The sequence below is a fragment of the Urinicoccus massiliensis genome (assembly GCF_900120405.1).
Classification (GTDB): Bacteria; Bacillota; Clostridia; order Tissierellales; family Peptoniphilaceae; genus Urinicoccus; species Urinicoccus massiliensis.
Window position 1 is genome coordinate 473,227 of the sequence record NZ_LT635492.1, and the last position, 22,978, is coordinate 496,204.

At 44.4% G+C, this 22,978-nt stretch carries 18 protein-coding genes; 2 read left to right on the plus strand and 16 right to left on the minus strand.

Annotated elements, in window-relative coordinates; translation table 11 throughout:
• Window positions 1–48: 48 nt before the first annotated feature.
• The 15 genes from BQ7400_RS10560 to ftsE all read right to left on the minus strand — a co-directional run bounded on the left by BQ7400_RS10560 (window position 49) and on the right by ftsE (window position 19,974).
• Window positions 49–1,101, minus strand: coding sequence for a peptidylprolyl isomerase (locus BQ7400_RS10560; RefSeq protein ID WP_072469378.1), 1,053 nt, complete (start codon window positions 1,099–1,101; stop codon window positions 49–51).
• 63 nt (window positions 1,102–1,164) lie between these two features.
• Entirely contained in the window at window positions 1,165–4,632 is a 3,468-nt protein-coding gene (gene mfd, locus BQ7400_RS02675; RefSeq protein WP_072469379.1) for a transcription-repair coupling factor, read from the minus strand.
• 27 nt (window positions 4,633–4,659) lie between these two features.
• Entirely contained in the window at window positions 4,660–5,241 is a 582-nt protein-coding gene (gene pth / locus BQ7400_RS02680; RefSeq protein WP_072469380.1) for an aminoacyl-tRNA hydrolase, read from the minus strand.
• An 8-nt stretch (window positions 5,242–5,249) separates the two neighbouring features.
• On the minus strand, window positions 5,250–6,200 hold the full coding sequence (locus BQ7400_RS02685) for a ribose-phosphate diphosphokinase (protein ID WP_072469381.1): 951 nt from the start codon (window positions 6,198–6,200) through the stop codon (window positions 5,250–5,252).
• Window positions 6,197–7,594: a bifunctional UDP-N-acetylglucosamine diphosphorylase/glucosamine-1-phosphate N-acetyltransferase GlmU gene (gene glmU / locus BQ7400_RS02690; RefSeq protein ID WP_034438954.1), complete on the minus strand. Its 1,398-nt coding sequence runs from the start codon at window positions 7,592–7,594 to the stop codon at window positions 6,197–6,199. Before glmU ends, BQ7400_RS02685 begins: the two co-directional genes overlap by 4 nt.
• Before the next feature lie 224 nt (window positions 7,595–7,818).
• A complete protein-coding gene (locus BQ7400_RS02695; RefSeq protein WP_072469382.1) occupies window positions 7,819–8,535 on the minus strand; it encodes an amino acid ABC transporter ATP-binding protein in 717 nt (238 codons plus the stop codon).
• Window positions 8,522–9,208, minus strand: a complete 687-nt coding sequence (locus tag BQ7400_RS02700; protein ID WP_034438950.1) for an amino acid ABC transporter permease — start codon at window positions 9,206–9,208, stop codon at window positions 8,522–8,524. Before BQ7400_RS02700 ends, BQ7400_RS02695 begins: the two co-directional genes overlap by 14 nt.
• A gap of 37 nt (window positions 9,209–9,245) precedes the next feature.
• A complete protein-coding gene (locus BQ7400_RS02705; protein ID WP_034438947.1) occupies window positions 9,246–10,076 on the minus strand; it encodes a transporter substrate-binding domain-containing protein in 831 nt (276 codons plus the stop codon).
• Between the two features lie 240 nt (window positions 10,077–10,316).
• Window positions 10,317–11,081, minus strand: coding sequence for a L,D-transpeptidase (locus BQ7400_RS02710; protein WP_072469383.1), 765 nt, complete (start codon window positions 11,079–11,081; stop codon window positions 10,317–10,319).
• A 10-nt stretch (window positions 11,082–11,091) separates the two neighbouring features.
• Window positions 11,092–13,905, minus strand: a complete 2,814-nt coding sequence (gene uvrA / locus BQ7400_RS02715) for an excinuclease ABC subunit UvrA (RefSeq protein ID WP_072469384.1) — start codon at window positions 13,903–13,905, stop codon at window positions 11,092–11,094.
• Window positions 13,902–15,887, minus strand: coding sequence for an excinuclease ABC subunit UvrB (gene uvrB, locus BQ7400_RS02720; RefSeq protein WP_072469385.1), 1,986 nt, complete (start codon window positions 15,885–15,887; stop codon window positions 13,902–13,904). The genes uvrA and uvrB overlap by 4 nt, the downstream gene beginning before the upstream one ends.
• 59 nt (window positions 15,888–15,946) lie before the next feature.
• On the minus strand, window positions 15,947–17,119 hold the full coding sequence (locus BQ7400_RS02725) for a S41 family peptidase (protein WP_072469639.1): 1,173 nt from the start codon (window positions 17,117–17,119) through the stop codon (window positions 15,947–15,949).
• A gap of 19 nt (window positions 17,120–17,138) precedes the next feature.
• The gene (locus BQ7400_RS02730) at window positions 17,139–18,389 is read right to left on the minus strand and encodes a murein hydrolase activator EnvC family protein (protein ID WP_094230601.1); all 1,251 of its coding nucleotides are present in this window, start codon (window positions 18,387–18,389) and stop codon (window positions 17,139–17,141) included.
• Window positions 18,390–18,398: 9 nt separating this feature from the next.
• Window positions 18,399–19,301, minus strand: a complete 903-nt coding sequence (ftsX, locus tag BQ7400_RS02735) for a permease-like cell division protein FtsX (RefSeq protein WP_072469386.1) — start codon at window positions 19,299–19,301, stop codon at window positions 18,399–18,401.
• The gene (gene ftsE, locus BQ7400_RS02740) at window positions 19,279–19,974 is read right to left on the minus strand and encodes a cell division ATP-binding protein FtsE (protein ID WP_072469387.1); all 696 of its coding nucleotides are present in this window, start codon (window positions 19,972–19,974) and stop codon (window positions 19,279–19,281) included. The genes ftsX and ftsE overlap by 23 nt, the downstream gene beginning before the upstream one ends.
• Window positions 19,975–20,096: 122 nt before the next feature.
• On the opposite strand from ftsE, the gene BQ7400_RS02745 reads away from it, so the two are divergent.
• Together BQ7400_RS02745 and BQ7400_RS02750 are read left to right on the plus strand one after the other, a co-directional pair.
• Window positions 20,097–20,630, plus strand: a complete 534-nt coding sequence (locus BQ7400_RS02745) for a 5-formyltetrahydrofolate cyclo-ligase (protein ID WP_072469388.1) — start codon at window positions 20,097–20,099, stop codon at window positions 20,628–20,630.
• Between the two features lie 65 nt (window positions 20,631–20,695).
• Complete coding sequence (locus tag BQ7400_RS02750; RefSeq protein ID WP_034438937.1) at window positions 20,696–21,880, plus strand: coenzyme F420-0:L-glutamate ligase; 1,185 nt, start codon at window positions 20,696–20,698, stop codon at window positions 21,878–21,880.
• A gap of 133 nt (window positions 21,881–22,013) precedes the next feature.
• Here BQ7400_RS02750 and BQ7400_RS02755 read toward each other — a convergent pair whose 3' ends face one another.
• Entirely contained in the window at window positions 22,014–22,967 is a 954-nt protein-coding gene (locus tag BQ7400_RS02755) for an RnfABCDGE type electron transport complex subunit B (protein WP_072469389.1), read from the minus strand.
• Window positions 22,968–22,978 lie beyond the last annotated feature (11 nt).

The following is a 22,978-nucleotide window of genomic DNA, read 5'->3' on the forward strand; positions in this document are numbered from 1 at the left end:
TATTTTAAAAGTCAAAAAAGAAGACCGGAAACTCCGGCCCTCTTTGACTTATTGATCTTCTTTTTTATCTTCTTTTTTATCTTCTTTTTTTGTGGTTTGATTTTGGCCTTGGTCTTTGGCCTTGTCATCTTTTGTCACTTTTTTCATGCCCTTGGGTAATTCCACGTCATCTTTAAAGTCGACATATTCTTTAACTTTTTTCTTGCTTTCAATCTTCTTCATGTTTTCTTGAACTTTTTCTGACTTCACTTTTTGGGCCAAGGAGTCTTTCATGGATTCTAGAGAATCCTTGATGTCGTTAACCTTGATAATATGGTAGCCAAATTCCGTCTTAACGGGATCAGAAATTTCACCCTTTTTCATGGAAAAGACCTTGTCATCAAATTCCTTGACCATTTGTCCCTTGCCAAAGTAGCCTAGGGCCCCTCCATTGTCCTTGTTGGAGGTGTCTGTGGAATACTTTTTAGCCAGGTCTTCGAACTTGGCCCCATTGTCCAGTTCTTTTTTGATTTTCTTGGCCAAATCTTCGGACTTAACCAGGATGTGAGAAGCATCTACTTGGGCCAATTCATCCTTGTGCTTGTCATAGTATTTTTTCACTTCATCATCTGAAACCTTAATGGTGTCTTGGAGGTGGGCAGAATATTTTTCCATTAACAGGGAGTTTCTAATATTCTTCTTTAAATAGTCTTCAGTCATTCCCTCTGCTTTTAGGGCTTTTTGGAAGGCTTCTTCTCCACCATATTGTTTTTTCATGTTGTCCAGAACCTTGTTGACGTCTTCATCTTTAATTTCAATGCCGGCATCCTTGGCTTCTTGGCGAATCATTTCCAATTGTTCCAAGTTTTTCAAGACCATTTCCTTCAAGGCTGTGTCTACTGTCTTATCTTGACCTTGGACTACATTTTCTTCCAGGTATTTATCTCCATATTGTTGGACAATATAGTTTCTTTGCATCCAATATTCTGTTTGGTATGCTTCCATGGGAATATCTTGTCCGCCTACGGTAGCTGCCACTCCTGCTGGTTTTTTCCCGCATCCTGTTACCAACAAGGATAAAAGTAGGGCACCTGTTACTAATTTTACTGCTTTATGCTTCATCTAATAACATCCTTTCTTCATCTTCTTCAGTTATAGTATTCATTATACAATATTCTATGAACTTTATGTGAAATTTTTCTGTTTTTTAAGAGTTTTTAAGCTATCTTCAACCAATAAAAGGGGGTCCTTGACCCTTTTAAAGTGAATGTAATTGGCTCCAGATAGGGAAAAGGTCACCTGGTCACGATACTTTTGCTTTAATTCATTGACTACAGCCAGGTCCAATTTTTCTCCCTGGGCAAAATTAATTTGGATATCTTGCCCCTTTTGGCTGATGCTTTCAATTCCATACTGGCCACTGACATTTCGATACCAGCTGATTCTTAAGAGGCTAATTAACTTCTTGGAAGGGTCTCCAAAGCGGTCAATCAGTTCATCCATCAAGTCTTCAAAGTCTTCTTCGCTCTCCACCATAGCAATTTTTTTATAAATTTCCATTCTTTGGGAGGGGTCTTGAATATAGGATGGTTCAATGTAGGAATCTACATTTAATTCAATGCTGGTCTCTATTTTTTCTTGCGGGGCCTCTCCCCTAAGCTGGGCAATGGCCTCTTTCAAGTATTTAACATAAAGATCGTAGCCAATGGCATCAATGTGGCCGGACTGTTTACTGCCTAAAATCGACCCAGACCCACGAATTTCCAAATCTCGAAGGGCAATTTTAAAGCCGGATCCGAATTCTGTAAATTCCTTAATGGCCTGAAGTCTTTTTTCTGCCACTTGGCTCATGCTGACGTCTTTTTCATAGGTTAAATAGCAATAGGCAATCCGGTTACTTCGACCAATCCGCCCCCTTAGTTGGTAGAGTTGGGATAGGCCCAAGTGGTTGGAATTATAGACAATCATGGTATTGGCATTTTTTACATCCATGCCTGTTTCTATAATGGTGGAACACAAGAGGACGTCTACCTCTCCATTGACAAAGTCCAGCATGGTATCTTCCAGTTGACTTTCACTCATTTGCCCATTGGCAATGGCAAACCGAGCTTCAGGCACCAGGTCTTTAAGCTGTCTAAGCTTGGATTCCATAGTGGCTACCCGGTTATAAACAATATAGACCTGGCCTCCTCGTTCAATTTCCTTCAAGATGGCCTCCCGAACCATGTAGTCATTTTGTTCCACTACATAGGTTTGAACAGGAAACCTCTCTTGGGGTGGTTCTTCAATGACGCTCATATCCCGAATGCCCACCATGGACATTTGCAGGGTCCTGGGAATGGGCGTTGCTGTCAAGGTCAAGGTGTCTACATTTTCCTTTAACATTCTCAGGGCTTCTTTGTGGCGGACTCCAAAACGTTGCTCTTCATCGACAATTAAAAGGCCCAGGTCCTTAAAGTGGACGTCTTTGGATAGGAGCCTGTGGGTCCCAATAACCAGGTTGAGCTGCCCGGCCTTTAATTTTTTCAGGTCCTGTTTTTGCTGGTTGGCCGTTCGGAACCTGGACAGGACCGTCAGGTCTACAGGAAAGTCTTGAAACCTTTTAAGGGCCGTATTGTAGTGTTGCTGGGCCAGGATGGTAGTGGGAACCAAAAAGGCCACCTGCTTGTCGTCTAAAATGGCTTTAAAGGCTGCCCTTAAAGCCACCTCCGTCTTTCCATAACCCACATCAGCACATAAGAGCCGGTCCATGGGCCGGTTAGACTGCATATCTCTTTTGATTTCCTTAGCAGCTTCCAACTGTCCTTCTGTGGGCTCATATTCAAAGGCGTCTTCAAATTCTCTTTGCCAACTATCATCCTTGGAAAATTTAAAGCCCTTGGCCTCTTCCCTCTTGGCATAGAGTTGGATCAAGTCCTCTGCCATGACCTCCACAGCTTTTCTTGCCTTGAGCTTGGTCCGGTTCCACTCGGGGCTGTTTAGGCGGTTTATCTTGGGCGGTTGGCCCTCCTTGCCGATAAACTTATGGATGATGCTTAATTGGTCCATGGGTAGGAAGAGATTATCGCCTCCCCGGTAGGAAATTTTAATATAGTCCTTTATGGTTCCTTGGATTTCCAATTGCTTGGTGCCGACATATTGACCAATCCCATGGGCCTCATGGACCACATAGTCACCAATTTTTAAGTCTTCAAAGTTTAAGGCCTTGCCCTTTTTAGACTTTTTCTTTTTCTTCTTCCCCTGTCCATAGATTTCTCCATGGTTGTAGATGACATAGCCTTCCTTGGGGTACTCATAACCAGAAACAAGAGACCCCGGCGTGATGATAATCCCATCCTTGGCTTCCTGCTGGCGGTCTTCCAGGTAGGAAACGGCCAGGTGGTTGCTGGTTAAATAGTCCACCAGGTCCCGACACCTATTGTCGTCTCCTCCAAAAATAATGACCCGGGTCTTTTTTGTGGCATGGCCTTGGATTTCTTCTAAAAAGAGGTCCATCCTGCCCTTGTATTGGACTGTAGCCTTTAGGTCAAAGGGAATTTTTTTCTTAACTCTGACTCCCTCCAAAGAGGAGATGACTCCTTGAAAGAGGACCAGGTCTTGACCCTTTAAGACCTTCAGGGCATCTTCCCTGGTCTTAACTAGGCTTAGGTGTCCCTTTAAAACCTCTCCTAGTTGGAGCATTTCTGTCAAATCTTCCAGGTTTTTTTGGGCCTTTTGGTCCAAATTTTGCAGGGCCTGGTGGAGGTCCTTGACAAAAACCAGGGGTGGACTTTGAAAGTAGTCCAGGATACTAGCATAGGAAGCCTTCCCCAAGTAGGGCAAGAGGAGGTCCATGTTGGATACCTGGTTGCTTTCTAAAAATTCTTCAAAGTAGGGCTGGAATTTTTCTAGGCTCCGGTCCGAGATATTTTCTCCTTCCAGGTCTTTTTTAGCCCTTTTTACAATGGCTTCTTTTTCCCCGGCCTTGAAGATAAATTCCCCATAGGGGACAAGATCTATCCGATTTATACTGGCAATGGACCGTTGACTGGCTACATCAAAAGTTCGTATGGAGTCCACTTCCGTATCAAAAAATTCTATCCGGATGGGATTTTTTTCATAAGTAAAGAGGTCTACAATCCCTCCCCGATTAGAAAATTGTCCCGGGCCTTCTACTTGGTCCACCCGCTCATAGCCAAGGGCTACAAGCCTTGCCAAGAGGTCTTCCAGGTCAAGGTCATCTCCCACTTCAAGGGAAAAAGAAGCCTTCTTCATCCGATCTGGTGCCATAAATTTCTTTTGCAGGTTTTCAATGCTGGTAACCAGGACCTTGCACCTGCCTTCCAAAAGAGCCTTTAGGGCCTCCAGGCCCTCTCCCTTGTCGGATTGGTTGGAGGACAGGCTGGTAAAATAAAAATATTCCCGATAGGGAAGCAAGTAAACAGACTCTTCCCCCATATGTTTGATACTTTCATAAAATTTTCGAGCAGAAAAGACGTCGGGACACAAGACCAAAAAGGCTTGATCCAGGTCTTGAGCAAGGCTGGCCAAGAGGTGTTCATAGGCCCCATCCACCAGGCCATAGGGCATAAGGGGAAATTTCTTCTCCTGAATGCCGGTCCTTAGCTCTTGGTATGAACTTGTCTTTTCCATGCATTCAATAAAAAAATCCATCTTTCCTCCACTTCAAAAGCTCAAGTCTTAAGACTTGAGCTCTTTTGCTTTTCCATTAAAGTGATTCATTCCGTAAGCAACCCCATGGTCCAAGATGGCTATCCCGGCTTCAGCAGCCCGGTCAAGACACTGGCCCATTTCTTCTTGTTGGTCCCGGGGAAAGCGACCCAGGACAAAATTCGCCAGGTCTTCTCCCGGATGCTTTTTCCCCACGCCAATTTTCAGGCGGGGAAAGTCCTGGGACCCTGTCATAGCAATAATGGACTTTAAACCATTGTGGGTCCCTGCTGACCCCTTGGCCTTGATTTTAATTTCAGTAAAGTCAATGTCAATATCATCCACCAAAACCAAGACATCTTGGATGGGAATATTAAAATAGCGAATAAACTCTTGAACACATTCCCCACTCTTGTTCATATAAGTTTGAGGTTTTAGCAAAAAGATTTTTTCTCCATTCCGGGTCCCTTGGCCGTAAAGCCCCTTGCACTTAGCCTTGTTTACAGGGATGGACAGGGCTTGGGACAAAAGGTCAATCACGTTAAAGCCTACATTGTGCCGGGTATTTTCATATTCCTTCCCGGGATTTCCTAAGCCAACAATAACTTTCACAGGGCACCTTAATCAAACATGGCACTAACAGATGCGTTGGCATTGATCCTGGAAATGGCATCTGCAAAAACCTTGGCAACGCTGACGACATCAATAGAATGGCCTCGTTTTTCTTCCGGCAGTTCAATGGTGTCTGTAATAATAAATTTTTCCAAAACAGAATTTTCCAAGCGATCTAGGGCCGGTCCAGACAATACGCCATGGGTTGCGCAACCATAGACTTTCTTGGCTCCCCGGTCTTGAAGGGCTTGGGCTGCTTGGCAGATGGTTCCTGCTGTATCTACAATATCGTCAATGAGGATACAGTTTTTCCCTTCGATGTCTCCAATGATGTTCATAACCTCACTGACATTGGGTCTAGGCCGTCTCTTTTCAATAATGGCAATGGGAAGGTTTAGGTGGTTGGAGAAATTACGAGCCCGGGTTACCCCGCCTAGGTCTGGACTAACAACCACAAAGTCTTCTTCCTTGACCATGTCCTTAAAGTAGTCTGCCAGGTAGGGAATGGCACTGAGGTGGTCCACAGGAATGTCAAAATATCCTTGGATTTGACCAGCATGCAGGTCCATACAAACAAGTCGGTCTGCTCCAGCTACCGTAATGAGGTCGGCTACCAGTTTTGATGTAATGGGTTCTCTGGCCTTGGTCTTGCGGTCTTGTCTTGCATAGCCATAGTAGGGAATCACGGCATTAATCCGGCCGGCAGAAGCCCTCTTTAGGGCGTCCATGAGGATTAATAATTCCATTAAATTATCATTTACCGGGCTGGATGTGGACTGGATGACAAAGACGTCTTTGCCCCGAACGGTTTCTCCAATGTTGATGTTGATTTCTCCATCTGAAAATTGACGAACTTCGCAATCCCCTTCTTCAATTCCCAAGTTTTCACAAATTAACTCCACCAAGGAATCATTTGAATTTCCTGTAAATACGATGATATCTCCATAATTTTGACTCATTTTTGAACCCCCTCATCTTTTTTCATGCCCATTCTCTCTGCCCAATGGTCAATGTTCTTTTGCTTTCCTCTTTCAATGGCCAATTGACCCTCCTCCACCGTCTTGGTAATGGTGGATCCAGCGGCAATATAGCCATAGTCTTCCACGTCTACCGGTGCTACCAGGTTTGAATTAGACCCTATAAAGGCATGGTCACCCACATTTGTATGGAATTTTTCCAGGCCATTGTAATTGACAAAAATTGTTCCACAACCGATGTTTACATCGTCTCCCACACTGGCATCTCCAATATAGGCCAGGTGGCCGGCCTTGGTTCCTTCCCCAAGACTGGCATTTTTTACCTCTACAAAGTTTCCGATTTTCACATGGTCTTTGATTTCCGACTTGGGTCTTAAGTGGGCATAGGGCCCAAGTTTTACATGGTTATGGACAATGGATTCTTCAATCAAGACATTATCCAAAATCACATGGTCCCCAATAGTCGAATCTACAATCCGGGTGGACCCATATAGGACACAGTGACTTCCAATCTTGGTCTTACCTGCCAAGACAACTCCTGGATAAATAATTGTGTCTTGACCGATTTCCACATCATCTTCCACAATAGTGGACCCAGGATCTAAGAAGGAGACCCCATTTAGCATGTGGCGCTCATTAATCCGCTTCCGAATCAAGCCCTCTACATGGGCTAGCTGGATGCGGGAATTGATTCCCAACATTTCATGGGCATCTTTTAGGGTGTAGCCCCCAACCTTGTGCCCCCCTTCATTGAGAATCTTAATGACATCGGTTAGATACAATTCCCCTTGGGCATTGTCCGTTTCCAAATACTTTAAGGCATGCCGTAAGGCTCCCCCTTGAAAGGTAAAAATTCCAGAATTGACTTCGTGAATAGCCTGTTCCTTGATGGAAGCATCCTTTTCTTCCACAATCTTACCGATACTGGAATTTTCTTCACGTACAATCCGCCCATAGCCCTTAGGATTCTTTAAGTTTGCAGTTAGAACACAGGCCTCATAGTGATTGGTCTTGTGGAAGTCAATAAAGCCCTTTAAGGTTTCCCCCTTAATTAAAGGAGTGTCCCCAGTTAAAACCACCACGACATCGTCATCTTTAAAACAATCTAGGGCTTGCATGACAGCAAAACCCGTCCCATAGGGGACATCTGCAGACATTGGTTGCTGCCGGATAAGAACCCCCTTATCTTTTAATGCCTCATTGACCAAGTCTGCCTTGTGGCCCACAACAACTACTGTTTCTTCTGCGCCGGCTTCCTTGGCACTACGAATAACATAGTCTACCAAGGGTTTACCTGCAATTCGATGCAATACCTTGGGTAGGTCCGACTTCATTCGTGTCCCTTCGCCTGCTGCCAGAACGATTGAAACAATCATAATTCACCCCTTTGAAATCTTCATTCTTATCTATTATATCCGAAATAGGCCAAATAAAAAAGTAGCTAGGCAAAATAGATTCCTTAATTTTTCCCAGCCCCTTGCTTACAAGTTCCTTTTGAAAGTTGTCAGGTCTTTTCTCCTCTTGGCCCTAGGTAAATTCCCCTTTCCTTTTCCAGCATGGAAAAAGAGTGAGATTGCTCTCACTCTTTCCTGAATACATTTTAACTTAACACCTTGGACAAAAAGTCCCGGGTTCTTTCTTCCTTGGGGTTATTAAAGAGGTCTTCCGGTCTCCCCTCTTCTATAATTTGTCCCTTGTCCATAAAGAGGATCCGGTCTCCCACTTCCTTGGCAAAGCCCATTTCATGAGTTACCAAGACCATGGTCATTCCCTGGTGGGCCAGGTCCTTCATAACTTCCAAAACTTCCCCAACCATTTCAGGGTCCAGGGCAGATGTTGGTTCATCAAAAAGCATCACCTTGGGGTCCATGCATAGGGCTCGGACAATGGCAATCCTTTGTTTTTGTCCCCCGGACAGGGATGATGGATAGGCATCCTTCTTGTCCAAAAGACCCACCCGTTCCAGGAGACGGAGGGCTTTTTCTTTGGCGTCCTTGTCTTTGACAAGCTTGGGCGCCAGGATTAAATTTTCCAAAACAGTCTTGTGGGGAAAGAGGTTAAAGTGTTGAAAAACCATACCCAAATTTTCCCGGACTTGGTTGATATTGACATCCGGCTGGGTAATATCTTGCCCATCTATCAGGATAGACCCCGATGTTACTTCTTCCAAGCCATTTAAGCACCGTAGGAAGGTGGACTTCCCTGACCCGCTGGGACCAATGATAACCACCACTTCCCCGTCTTGAATTTCCTCTGAAATTTCATCCAGGACCTTGTGGTCCCCAAAATATTTGCTGATTTTATTAGTCACGATCATTGCGGTGGAGCCTCCTTTCAAATTGTTGCAAGAGCTTTGTCAGACTGTAGGTTAAGACAAAGTAGATAACGGCCACATAAAAATAGGGTTCAAAGGCCTTAAAGGTGGCTCCCCGGATGGCTTCTGCATAGTACATCATATCGTGGAGGGCTACAATGGAGACAACAGCCGACTCCTTAATGAGGGTGACAAATTCATTTCCCAGAGCCGGCAAGATATTCTTCACAGCCTGGGGCAGGATGATGTAGATCATGGTTTGTCGCTCATTCATACCCAGGGACCGGGCTGCCTCACTTTGTCCCGAGTCAATACTTTGGATACCCGCCCGGATGATTTCAGAGATATAGGCCCCTGAATTTAAGCACATGGGGATAGAGGCTAGAAAAATCTTATTTCTTAAAAAGGTGAATTCCGGCGGAATAATATTTAGGAAGGAATAAACAAATAGGGTAATTTGCACAATTAAAGGAGTTCCACGGATGATTTCTACAATTCCCGAGGAAAGCTTATTTAAAAATGGATTTTTGCTCCGCCGTCCCAGGGCCAAGAGGGTTCCAATTAAAGCCCCAAAAAAAACCCCAATAATAGACAGAATTAAGGTTATTTTTAATCCGTTGGCATAGTCCTGCCAATATTTGCTAATGAACAAGACTCGCTTTTGTATAAAGTCCATGCTTCCTCCTTAAATGAAAAACTCCCTAACGGGAGTTTTATTGTAATTCTTCGACTTCTTTGCTGGACAGGTCAGTATATTTTGCAATTTCTGCATCCATTTTACCTTCCTTGGTCCAATTCCCAATGACCTTGTTGATGATTGCAATTAAATCTTCGTTGCCCTTGGCCACAGCCACTGACATTTTTCCTTCGTCTTCAAAGCCAATATCTTGGTAGACAAGGTCTGAGTTTAGGCTTGCAAATTGACGTCCTGGAGGGCCTGCCACAACCATTACATCAATGGTTTGGTTCTTCAACTCTAAAACAATATTGTTTTGGTTGGTCATCCCTTCATAGTCTGCGCCTTCAATGGTTTTAGCCAATTCATCTTGAGTTGTCCCAATTTGTGCCGCTATTTTTGCTCCCTTTAGACTTTCCTTGGATGTATATTTTTTTGCGTCGGTCTTACGAACCAGGATTCCTTGGTCACCGGCAAAGTAAGAATCTGAAAAATCCACAACTTCACGACGTTCTTCGTTGTCTACGATTCCGGCCAGTCCAATATCTACTTCTCCAGATTTTAAAGATGGGATAATGGCGTTAAATTGCATGTCTTGTACTACCAATTCAACCCCCAGCTCATCAGCAATGGCTTGAGCCAAGGCAACATCGGCTCCAATAATCTTGGTTTGGCCATCCTTGTCCTTAGAAATCCATTCATAGGGTGGATAGTCTGCACTTGTTCCGAGAACTAATTTTCCCTCTTTTTTTATTTTCGCTAGGGTCGGTCCTTGAGATGAGTCTCCAGTGGACTCTTTCTTTCCACAGGCACCAACACTTACAATCATTACTGCAACTAATAATAAAGTAAATAATTTTTTTAACATGATTTTCCTCCTCTGTATTCTGATTATTCGGCTAACTTACAGACGGATTCTTCTCATGGGTTTGGAGTCTGTAGTGTGGACCCAGTGGCTCCAGTGGCTCTTGCATGACAAATTGGGCATCAAGATTAAGGCCTCCTTCCAAAATTGAATAGAATGGAATCATTATATACCACTTTATCTGATAAAATCAAGTTGAATCTAAAGAAAATATTATGAATTCTTTCAAGCCCTAAAAAGTTCTTAATATAGGCTCATGGCCTTGGGGCTAACTTCTTTTTCCACTGGAGTCTCTTGATTTTGAGCCTGGCTTGCTCCCTTTTCAATAACCTGCAGGATACCCATGTTAGCCAATTCAGCATCTGTTCCAATCCAAACGGGGGCCCCTAGGGTCATCCTGGGGTAGACAAAATTTTCAATATCATAATTGTACATGCGGATGCAGCCGTTGCTGGAATAGGTCCCGATTTGGTGGGGCTTAATGGTTCCGTGGATCCCATAGCCACTTTTGCCAGGAAGGTTTAAGCCCATCCAGCGTTCTCCTAGAGGGTTTCTAGGATCATTGGCTCCAATGGCCTTATATTTCCCATTCATTCCTCCCCAAGCAGGGTTCACATGGCGACTTTGAATTTTCCCCTTACCCGATGGGGTAGAGGTCCGGCTGGTGCCCAGGCAAACGGGATACTTTCCGGCAACCTGGTCTCCCTTGTAGAGGGTCAAGAAGAGCCGGGTCTTATTTACAACAATCCAATAGCCTTGACTTGGTGGATTTTTCACTACATCCCGGGCTCGGAGGTCCTGATTGTAGAGCATGTTTTTTGTTTCCTTGTTCAAGCCCCCAGTAACAACCAGGTTGTTTTGGGCTTGGAACCTTTTAATTTCTGCAACCCTTTGGGCTCCCTTCTGGTTGACAAAGTGGTTGGGCCTAATCCATTGGGCATGTACATTTACTGGGAATAAGAGAAGACCCGCCAGCAAAACCATCAGATTCTTTTTCATCTTTTTCATTCCTTGCCTCCTATAATATCTTCTTTAAAAATTGGCCGGTATATGATTCTTTACATTGGGCAACTTCTTCCGGAGTCCCAGTGGCAATCACTTGGCCACCACCATCTCCGCCTTCCGGTCCCAGGTCAATAATTGCATCCGCCACCTTGATGACATCAAGATTGTGCTCAATAACAATGACTGTATTTCCCAAGTCCACCAGGCGGTTTAAAACTTGGACCAGCTTGTCCACATCATACATGTGGAGGCCTGTGGTGGGTTCGTCTAAAATATAAACCGTCTTTCCTGTGGACCGTTTGGATAGTTCTGTTGCCAACTTAATTCTCTGGGCTTCTCCTCCGGACAATTGGGTAGAAGGTTGTCCCAGCTTGATATAGCCCAGGCCCACATCCATAAGAGTTTCCAACTTTCTCAGGATTCTGGGGTGGTTTTTAAAGAAATCCATGGCTTCTTCCACTGTCATATCCAGAACCTCAGAAATATTTTTTCCCTTGTACTTGACTTCCAGGGTTTCTCGATTGTAGCGCTTGCCCTTACAAACTTCACAGGGAACATAGACATCGGGTAAAAAGTGCATTTCTACCTTGATGATTCCATCTCCCTTACAGGCTTCGCACCGGCCCCCCTTGACATTAAAGGAAAAACGCCCCTTTTTATAACCCCGCATTTTTGCCTCATTGGTCATGGCAAATAGGTCTCGAATTAAATCAAAGGTTCCTGTATAGGTTGCAGGATTCGATCGAGGGGTCCGACCGATGGGACTTTGGTCTATATCCACTACCTTGTCCAGCTGGTCCAGGCCTGTAATTTCTTTACAGTGGCCTGGTTTTACTCTGGACTTGTTGATTTTTTGTTGGAGGGATTTTAAGAGAACTTCATTGACCAAGGAACTCTTTCCAGACCCACTCACTCCGGAAACTACAATGAATTTCCCCAGGGGAAAGTCTACATCAATGCCCTTGAGGTTGTTTTCACTCGCTCCCTTGACATGAATCTTGTGGCCATTGCCAGGTCTTCTTTCCTTGGGTACCTTGATTTGTCGCCGCTTTTTCAGATAGTCTCCTGTAATGGACTCCTTGACCTTCATAATGTCCTCAGCCGTCCCTTGAGCCACCAGCTGGCCTCCATGGATCCCGGCTCCCGGTCCAATATCTATAATTTCATCGGCTGCCTCCATGGTTTCTTCATCATGCTCTACCACAATCAAGGTATTGCCCAGGTCCGTCAAGTCCCGGAGGGTCTTTAAGAGCATGGCATTGTCTCTTTGGTGGAGACCTATCGAGGGCTCATCCAAAACATAGATGACCCCTACCAGGGCCGATCCAATTTGGGTAGCCAAACGAATTCTTTGGGCCTCACCCCCAGACAAGCTACCGCTCATCCTGGCCAGAGTCAGGTAGTTTAATCCGACATTGTCTAAGAAGGACAGGCGGGAAATAATTTCTTTTAAGACCTCACTGGCAATGATTTTTTCCTTTTCTGTCAATTCCAACTTTTTGAAAAAATCTAAGGCCTTGCTGATGGATAATTCCGTCACTTCATAAATATTTAAGCCGGCAATTCGAACAGATAGAAGACTTTCTTTGAGCCGGGCCCCATGGCAAGTTGGACAGGGGATGTCGGTCATAAAGTCATCAATCCGATCAATCATCCGGTCTGAATTGGTTTCTGTATAACGTCTTTTGAGGTTGTTGATAATCCCTTCAAAGGTCCCCCGATAGCGCTTACGACCGGAAAAATAAGAGTCAAAGCTGACAGAAATTTCCTGGTCACTTCCATAGAGGAGGGCGTCTAAAAAGTCTTTTGGCAGGTCCTTAATAGGGACCTTGGTATCTACCGAAAACTTCTTGGCCAGGCCTCGGATAATTTCATAGTAGTAGGTTCCCGGACTGTTGGAATAGCAGGAAATCCCCCCTTGGTCTATGGACAGGTCCTTGTTGGGTAAAATCAAGTCCACATCCGGTTCCTTGGAGTAGCCGATCCCATTACAAGTGGGACAGGCCCCCAGGGGGTTGTTGAAGGAAAAGGACCTGGGGCTAATTTCTTCAATGGCAATGCCACAATGGGGGCAAGATAATTTGGTTGAAAAAACCTTCGTTTCTCCTCCAATGACATCCACATGGACCAGGCCATGGCCAATTTCTGTAGCCAGTTCCAGAGAATCTGCCAGGCGAGATTCAATGCCTTCTTTGATAATCAACCGGTCTACAACAGTTTCAATGGTGTGGGCCTGGTTTTTATTTAAATCAATGTCTTCCATTAAATCATGGAGTTGGCCGTCAATCCGCACCCGGACATAGCCTTCTTTTTTAATGGACTCCAGGAGTTTTTTGTGCGTACCCTTTTTCTGAACCACATTGGGACCTAAGATTTGAATCTTGGTCCGCTCATCCAGTTTCATAAGCTCATCCACCATTTGGTCGATGCTGAAAGATGTAATCTCCTTGCCACACTTGGGACAATAGGGGCGACCTATCCTGGCAAAAAGGAGCCTAAGATAGTCATAAATTTCCGTTACTGTCCCCACAGTGGACCGGGGATTTTTACTGGTGGTCTTTTGGTCTATGGAGATACTTGGACTCATGCCGGTAATTTCATCCACTTCCGGCTTATCCATCTGGCCTAAAAATTGCCGGGCATAGGAGGATAGACTTTCCACATACCGTCTTTGCCCTTCGGCATAGATGGTATCAAAGGCCAGGGAAGACTTTCCTGACCCTGATAAACCCGTTACTACGACAAATTTATTCCTGGGTATCTCTACATCAATATTTTTTAAGTTGTGTTGTCTTGCTCCACGAATGACAATGTGGGAATCTTTCATTCTTCCTCCCTTTCATAGATGGATTGTATTTGTAACTTCAATTCTTTAATCTTATCCCGAATTTCTGCTGCTCGTTCAAAGTCCAACTCTTCTGCAGCCCGGTACATTTCCGGCTTGAGGTTTTCAATCATGGCTTGGATATCGTCTGCGTCAAATTCATCATGGTAATCTGCTTCCTCTTCGGCGGCAATGGTGGCAGCAATAATGGCCCGGACACTCTTTTGAACAGACTTGGGTTCAATATGGTGGGCCTTATTAAAGGCATCTTGAATTTCCCGTCTCCGGTTGGTTTCATCAATGGTTACCTGCATGGAATCGGTAATCTTGTCGGCATACATAATAACCTGCCCTTGGACATTTCGGGCAGCCCGGCCAGCCGTTTGGATTAAGCTAGTTTCAGACCTTAAGAAACCTTCCTTGTCGGCATCCAGGATGACAACAAGACTAACCTCCGGCAGGTCCAATCCCTCCCGTAAAAGGTTGATTCCCACCAAGACATCATAAACTCCCAGTCGCAAGTCTCGAATAATCTCCATCCTTTCGATGGTGTCAATATCCGAGTGCATATAGGTTACCTTGAGGTCCAGGCTTTTTAAATAGTCCGTCAGGTCCTCTGCCATTTTTTTGGTCAGGGTGGTTATAAGGACTCTTTCTTTTTTCTCCATCCGCTTGTGGATGTCTGCAACAATTTGGTCGATTTGATTTTCCGTAGGCCGGACAGTAATGGCCGGGTCTAAAAGGCCAGTAGGTCGAATAATTTGCTCTACAATTTGACTTGAATGGTCCCTTTCATAGGGGCCAGGCGTGGCCGACACATAGAGACATTGCTGCATCATGGCTTCAAATTCCGTAAACCTCATGGGCCGGTTGTCCAGGGCCGAGGGCAAACGGAAACCATATTCCACCAGGGTTGTCTTCCTGGCCCGGTCTCCATTATACATCCCCCCAATTTGAGGAATGGTAGCATGGGACTCGTCAATAATGGTGAGGAAGTCCTTGGGAAAATAATCAATCAGGGTATAGGGTTTTGAGCCTGGAGCCCGTCCCGACAGGTGTCTGGAATAGTTTTCGATTCCAGTACAAAAGCCCATTTCTGCCAACATCTCCAGGTCATAACGGGTTCTTTGCTCCAACCTTTGTGCTTCTAATAATTTATCCTGGTCCTTCAATTGAGCTAGACGTTCTTCTAATTCCTCTTCAATGGTCACCAGGGCCCTTTGCACCTTTTCTTCTGAAGTGGCAAAGTGGGAGGCCGGAAAAATTGACACATGGTTGCAATAACCCACTACATGGCCTGTCAGGGCATTGACTTCTGTAATCCGGTCAATTTCATCACCAAAAAATTCAATCCGGTAGGAATTTTCTGAACTATGGGCCGGAAAAATTTCCAGGGTATCCCCTCGAACTCGGAAGGTCCCCCGGATAAAGTTGACATCATTGCGGACATATTGAATGTCCACTAGCTTAGACATAATATCGTTTCGATCCTTGACCATCCCCGGCCGTAAGGAGACTACCAGGTTTTCATAGTCAATAGGGTCCCCCAAACCATAGATACAGGAGACACTGGCTACGATTATGACATCCTTTCTTTCAAACAAGCTCATGGTTGCACTGTGGCGGAGCTTGTCAATTTCATCGTTAATGGAAGAATCCTTTTCGATAAAGGTGTCTGTTTGAGGCACATAGGCTTCGGGTTGGTAGTAGTCATAATAGGAGACAAAATACTCCACAGCATTTTCAGGAAAAAACTCCCGAAACTCACTGGCCAATTGGTAGGCCAGGGTCTTATTGTGGGCAATTACCAGGGTGGGCTTTTGCACTTTTTCAATCACCTTGGCCATGGTAAAGGTCTTACCGGACCCCGTAACCCCCTTGAGGGTTTGGTGTTTGTCTCCCCGAAGAATTCCCTGGGCTAATTGGTCTATGGCCTGGGGTTGGTCTCCCATGGGCTCAAAAGGTGCATGTACTTTAAACTCCATTGCTTCCCTCTTTTCTAGATAGGCACAAAAGCTACCTAGCAAAACTAGATAGCTTTTTTTCAAACTTTATTTTTTAATATCTCTCTTGCTTTATTTAATTGGCTATCTGTTTTAAGATAGTCCAAACCAATTCCTTTGACATTTTCAGGCAACTTGACCTTAACATCTGGTTGGATGCCTTTCTTGTCTATACTTACCCCATTTGGTGTAAAATATTCAGCCACTGTTAGCTTTAATCCATCTCCCTTGGGAAACTTCTTTACAATTTGGATGACTCCCTTTCCATAAGAGCCTTCCCCTATCAGGGTTGCCTTCTTGTGGTCTTTCAAGGCTCCAGCCAAAATTTCACTGGCAGAGGCCGACCCCTTGTTTATGATCACGACCATAGGAAGGTTGACTGCCCTTGGATCGGATTGGACATTTTCCACCAACTTCCCATCACGATTTTTGGCCGTAACAATGGTTCCCTGGGGTAAAAGACTATCTGCAATTTCTGTAGCAGTGTCCATATAGCCTCCAGGATTCCCTCTCAAGTCTAGGATTAAACTCTTAATTCCTTGTCTTTGGAGCTTGTTTAAGTGTTGGTTAAATTCCTTGGCGGTGTGGTCTGAGAATTGTGTAATACCAATATAGCCCATATCTTGGTCCAGCTTTTTCGATATAACCGTATCTATGCTGATTTTCTTTCTCTCTAGTTGGTAGTCTTCCAGCTTATTGCTGCCGGCCTTTAAAACTTGGAGTTGGACCTTGGTGTTTTCTTTCCCCTTAATTTCTTTAACGGCCTTGGTTAGCTGGTCTCCCGCAAAGTCCTTGCCATTGACCTTGATAATTTTGTCTCCGGCTGAAAGTCCTGCTTGGTCCGCCGGGCTCCCCTTAATGGCCGAGACAACGGTTATCTTGTTGTCTTCTCCCGGGGACAAGACAATACCCACTCCGTAAAAACTGGCTGAGGTAAAGTCCATAAGCTCCTGCATTTCTTCCTTGCTGTAGTATTCAGAATAAGGGTCTCCAAGAGAGGCCACGATGCCCTTTAACTGGCCCTCATAAAATTTACTTTCATCCACCTTCCTAAGGTAGTTCTTTTTAATAAATTCCTTTAAATATTCCATCTTTATGGCTTGTTGGCCCGTTAAAGAGTTGGAAAAAACAGTTCCCCTATTGGATATATAAAAGGTAAAAAGATTAGTCACTAGCAGAAGGGATAGGGTCATAAAAACCCATCTTTTTTTCATTGTCTTGTCCCCCTTTTTATTATACAAAACCCAAGGGATTTACAGGTCTTCCTCCTACCCTTACTTCAAAGTGGCAGTGGGGACCTGTTGACCGGCCTGTAGATCCGGCCAAGGCAATTACTTGACCTGCCGATACTTGTTGGCCCACACTCACCTTTAAGACAGAGTTGTGGCCGTAGACAGTAACAATATCCCCATGGTCTATCATAACAACATTTCCATAAGACCCCATATAGGAGGCCGTAATAACAATTCCCGGCTTGGCAGCTACAATAGGCGTCCCAACAGGTGCAGGAATGTCAATTCCTGAATGAAATCTCTGGATTCCTAAAACCGGATGAATCCGGTAGCCAAAGGGAGAAGAAATGCGACTATGGCCCGGTACAGGCCAGGTTAAACTTTTATTACTGCGAACATAGGGACTTGAAGCCATGGGAAGCTCTGTCACCCGACCGGAGACTCCTGCCCTTTTAGCCTTATTGGCTTTTTCTTGGGCCTTTCGCTTTAATTCAGCCAGACGTTTTTGTTCTTGGATGTCGTTTTTGATCTTTTGGATCCTGGATTCCAGCTGCTTACTTTCCTTAAGCATTTCATCATAGTCTTCTTCATAGGCTGAAAGGTCTCCCTTTAAGTTGACCATATAATTTTGCTTGGCCTGGTTGGCTTCTTCCAGGGCCCTTTTCTTTTCTTCAACTTGGGCCTTTTGCCCTTCCAAGGCTGATTTTTTCTGGGTTAATTCTTCTTTTTTGGCCCGAATGATGTCCACTTGGGTCTTAATCTTGGCCACTAGTTTCCGGTCCTGCCTATTAATTGATTTAATCAATTCGATATTGGTTAAAAAAGACTCCATATCTTGTGAATTCAGTAAGACATCTAGGTAGCCTATATCTCCCTTGACATACATAACCTTAATTCTTTGGGCAAAGGCATCTTGGGATTTTTTTAATTCCGCTTGGGCTTGGTCTAGCTCTTTTTGAGCCTTGGCAATATCCCCTTCCAAGGCCTTGATGTTGTCCATTAAGGAAAAAAGTTCTGCACTGGCACTGGTTATGGAAAGGTCTAAAACCTTAATCTCTTCAGCAACACTGGATACTTCTGCCTTGGTTGAATTGATTACAGATTGCTTCTTATTCAATTGTTCTTGAATTGCCTTTTTTTGGTCTTGAGCCTTTTGTAGGTCCTTGGATGAAGCATAGACTGCTCCAGGGGCCAAACTCGTAAGAATCAAGAGGCTACAGAGCCCTCTTTGTAACCAATCTTTATGTTTCACAAAAACCTCCTAAACATCTAAATGGCGGGTTACGGAAATAATACTTCCCAGGTAACCAATCCCCATGCCTAAACTTGTCAAAATGACAAACAAATTCATGGCTAGTCTTTGGTCCGGTATAAATAGTCCGATTCCTAAAATATCCAATAATTGGGGATTAAAGCGATTAAAACTGTACTGGTAGAATAAATAGAGGATACCACAGGATAAAACTCCTGCAAGTAAGCCGAATAAAAGTCCTTCAATCAAAAAGGGTCCCCGGATATAGTAGTTGTTGGCCCCTACATAGCGCATAATTTGAATTTCTCTGCGCCTATTTTGTAAGGTAATACGAATGGTGTTGTGGATGAGGACAATGGCAATTAGGAGCAAGACCCCAATAGTCGCCGTTCCCCCATAGCGGACTCCTCGATAGACTCTCAGCATGTTGTTTACCAATTCATTGTAGTATTGAACCTTGTAAACTCCCGGAATGGCCTTGGCTTCCCGGGCCACCTCTTCCCCATCATTGAGGCTTTTTAAGTGGAGGGTAAAGGAAACCGGTAGGGGATTTTCCGGTAGCCCTTCCAGGATGTAGTCGTCCCCCTTTAGGCGGGCCTTCATTTCATTTAAGGCTTCTTCCTTGCTGGTAAATTCAATTTTATCTACCCCGTCCATGGCCTTAAACTTCTTTTCCACCTCTGCCAACTTGTCCTGGGGCGTCGTGTTGTCGAAAAAGACCACAATTTTTTGTAACTTGGCCCCGGATTCAAAAACCACCTGTTCTACATTAAGTACCATGAGAAGGACAAAGCCGAACATCAAAAGGACAAAGGTAATGGATATTACTGAAGCCATGGTCATGCCCAGGTTCCTCCACATGCCCACCAGGCCTTCTCGAATAATATTTCTAAATTGTCTGAGGATTTTCATAATATCCCGCACTTTCTTGGTCAAATAAAATGGATCCACTGTCTAGGGACACAACCCTTTTTTTCATGGAATCTACAATTTCTCTAGCATGGGTTGCCATGACAATGGTAACCCCCTCTTGGTTAAAGCGATCCAAGGCATCCATAATATCCTTGGCTGTATCAAAGTCTAAGTTCCCTGTAGGTTCATCACAAACAAGTATTTTAGGCCGGTGGATCATGGCTCTGGCAATACTGACCCTTTGGGATTCTCCCCCAGATAATTCTGTTGGATAGCAGTTTTGCTTGTCTTCCAGGTGGACTGTTTCCAGAACAGCTTCCACTCGTTTTTTTATTTCGCTGCTGCTTTCCCCGGTAATTTCCAAGGCATAGGCTATGTTTTCAAAAACTGTCTTGCGGTTTAATAGGCGGTAGTCTTGAAAGACAACCCCCACTTCCCGTCTAAGTTTTGGAATTTTAAATTTAGGCATGGCTGTAATGTCTGTGTCGTCAATACGGATGGAGCCCTTGCTGACCTGCTCTTCTCTTATAAGTAATTTTATCATAGTTGACTTGCCGGCTCCACTTGCCCCAACAAGAAATATGAAATCCCCGGAAGGAATTTCTAGGGTAACATCGTCCAATGCCACAACCCCATTCTTATATTCCTTGTAGACATGATTGAAAATAATCAAAGCTATTCCTCCTCATTCTACTTTCTTCAACTTTATATTATAATATAAGTAGAATGAGATTGAAACTATTTTGTAAAAATTTGTTACTTTTTTGTTACTTATTATCTTTATTAGGAGGATTTATGGATAAAAACACCTACCGCCAATACTGGTTAGAAAAGAGAAAGACCTTCCATCCCGAAAAAATTCAAGCCTTTCAAGAAGCCCTCATCGACTTTCTTTCCAACCTGGAAGCCCAAACTATTTTTTCCTATTTTAGCATCAAAGACGAACTCCCCACTCGCCAGGCCATCTATGCCAACTGGCAGCGACACAGAATTTTAATCCCCAGAACCAAGCCCCAGGACCGAAGCATGGAGGCTTGCCCCATCCGGTCCAAGGAAGACCTGGTGGATGGGCCTTTTCATTTAATCGAAGCCAAGACCCCTGCCTATGATGGAAAAATTGACCTTTGCCTAGTTCCAGGCTTGGTTTTCGACCGTCAAGGTTTCCGGATTGGCTATGGTGGAGGCTACTATGACCGTTTTTTAAAAGACCACCCCTGTTATTGCATTGGCCTTTGCCTGGAAGAACAAATTGTCTCCGACCTTAAGCCCGACTCTAACGACATGCCAGTTCAAGCCCTCTTTACTGAAGAGGGCCTAAGGCAAATCTAGAGATTTTCCCTTTTATTTAAAGTTAAACTAGACTATAATGGAAGATGAAATGGAGGAGTTATTGAATGAATCGTTATATTGGAACAACTGTAAGAGGGATTCGCACTCCCATTGTTATGAATGGAGACCCCCTTATTGATATTGTAGTAGATTCTCTGGACCGGGCATCTAGGTCAGAAGGCATTGCATTTCGTGACAAGGATGTCGTTGCTGTTACTGAATCCCTGGTGGCCAGGGCCCAAGGAAATTATTGCACCACTGAAGAAATTGCCGCAGATATTAATTCAAAGTACTCCGGCGAAATTGGCCTTGTCTTTCCAATTTTAAGTCGGAACCGTTTTTCAATTTTATTAAAGGGCATTGCCCAAGCCGGCAAAAAAATTCACATTTTAATGAGCTATCCTGCCGATGAAGTGGGCAACCACTTAATCTTGCCTGAAGCCCTTTATAAAAGCAAGACCAATCCCTACACAGATGTCTTGGAAGAAGCTGAATTCCGCCATATTTTCGGCAAGTTGGAACACGCCTTTACTGGTGTGGACTATGTGGACCTCTACCACAAGGTTTGTGGAAACACTCCGGTGGAAATCCACTTTGCCAACGATCCAAGGGCCATCTTGAAGTATTGTGATGAAGTCCTGGTAGCCAGTATCCACACCCGGGAACGGATTAAAGACCTGCTGAAACAAGCTGGTGCAAAGGTAGTTTACGGCCTGGATGATATTATGAACACCCCTGGTGCCACTGGCGGTTACAATGATGACTACGGTCTTTTGGGATCCAACCTCAGCAATGACCATACGGTAAAATTATTCCCTAGAGATGCCCAAAGCTTTGCTGAAGACCTTCAAAAACGCCTCTATGAAAAAACCAAAAAACACATTGAAGTTTTGGTCTATGGAGATGGCGCCTTTAAGGATCCGGTGGGACAAATTTGGGAACTTGCCGACCCTGTCGTTTCTCCCGGCTATACCAAGGGACTTTTGGGAACCCCCAACGAAATCAAAATGAAATACGTTGCAGACAACCAACTGGAAGGCCTGTCTGATGAAGAAAAATATGCTGTCCTAGAAGAAAAAATTAAGACCAAGCCGGAATCCCTGGTTGGTGCAGATGAAACCCTGGGAACCACTCCCAGAAACTTAACCGACCTTTTGGGGTCTTTAAGTGACCTAACCAGCGGTAGTGGAGACAAGGGTACCCCTGTCGTTTGGATCCAAGGATACTTTGACTCCTATGTAGACCAATAAATAAAAAAAGAAACTTTGAACCAGCGGACTCCCCGCTGGTTTTTTTCTTGCCTTTAACTTCCCCCAGTCTAGCCGGGATTTCTAATAACAAAAAAAGAGTGGGACCTCATCCCACTCTAAAAATCAATATTTTTTATTCTTCAGCTTCTTTTTCTAAAGTTGCTGTAGCTGTTTTTGCTTGACCTGCTGCCATTTCTTCTTTTTGCTTAGCTGCTGCCATTTCCTCTTTTTTCTTGGCGGCTGCAGCTGCTGCTTTTTTCTTGGCAGCTTCTTTAATTTTTTCAACTCTTTCAGGATACTCAACAAAGATGGCTGCTGTTGGGCATTTCGCTGCGCAGATACCACAGTTGATGCACTTGTCATAGTCAATCCTTGCTAAATTGTCCTCTACATGGATAGCATCTTTTGGACAGTTCTTTTCGCATAGTTTACATGCAATACAGCCAATAGAGCAATTGGTCCGGACAATTTTTCCGGGATCCTTGGTTGAACACTTGACTTCTGTCTTTTGTTTGTAGGGCATGAGGCCAATGATGTTCTTGGGACAAATGTCAATACACTTTCTACAAGCAACACATTTTTCCTTGTCCACTTGGGCAATTCCGTCGACAATGTGGATTGCATCAAATTCACAAACAGCGACACAGGTTCCACCACCCAAGCATCCTGAACCACAGGACTTGGATCCACCAACATAGTCGTTGATCAAGCGACAATCTACCAGGCCTTCATAATTGTACTTGTTCTTGGCCTTGCTGCAACTTCCTTGACAGCGAACCACAGCCACTTCCCGTTCCATATTTCCGGCATTGACGCCCATAACATCTGCTACCTTATCGGCAACTTCTTGGCCACCAATGGCACAAGCATTTACCCCGGCTTCACCAGCCACAATGGCATTGGCAAGACCTTCGCAACCTGGGAAGCCGCAGGCACCGCAGTTTGCTCCTGGTAGTGCATCTAATACATTGACAACACGTTCATCCATCTTCACATAGAATACCCGGGAAGCAATGCTTAATAAAACACCGAAGACTCCCCCCATAATTGCCAGGACGATGGCTGCACGAATTACTTCTCCTAACATAGATTGCCCCC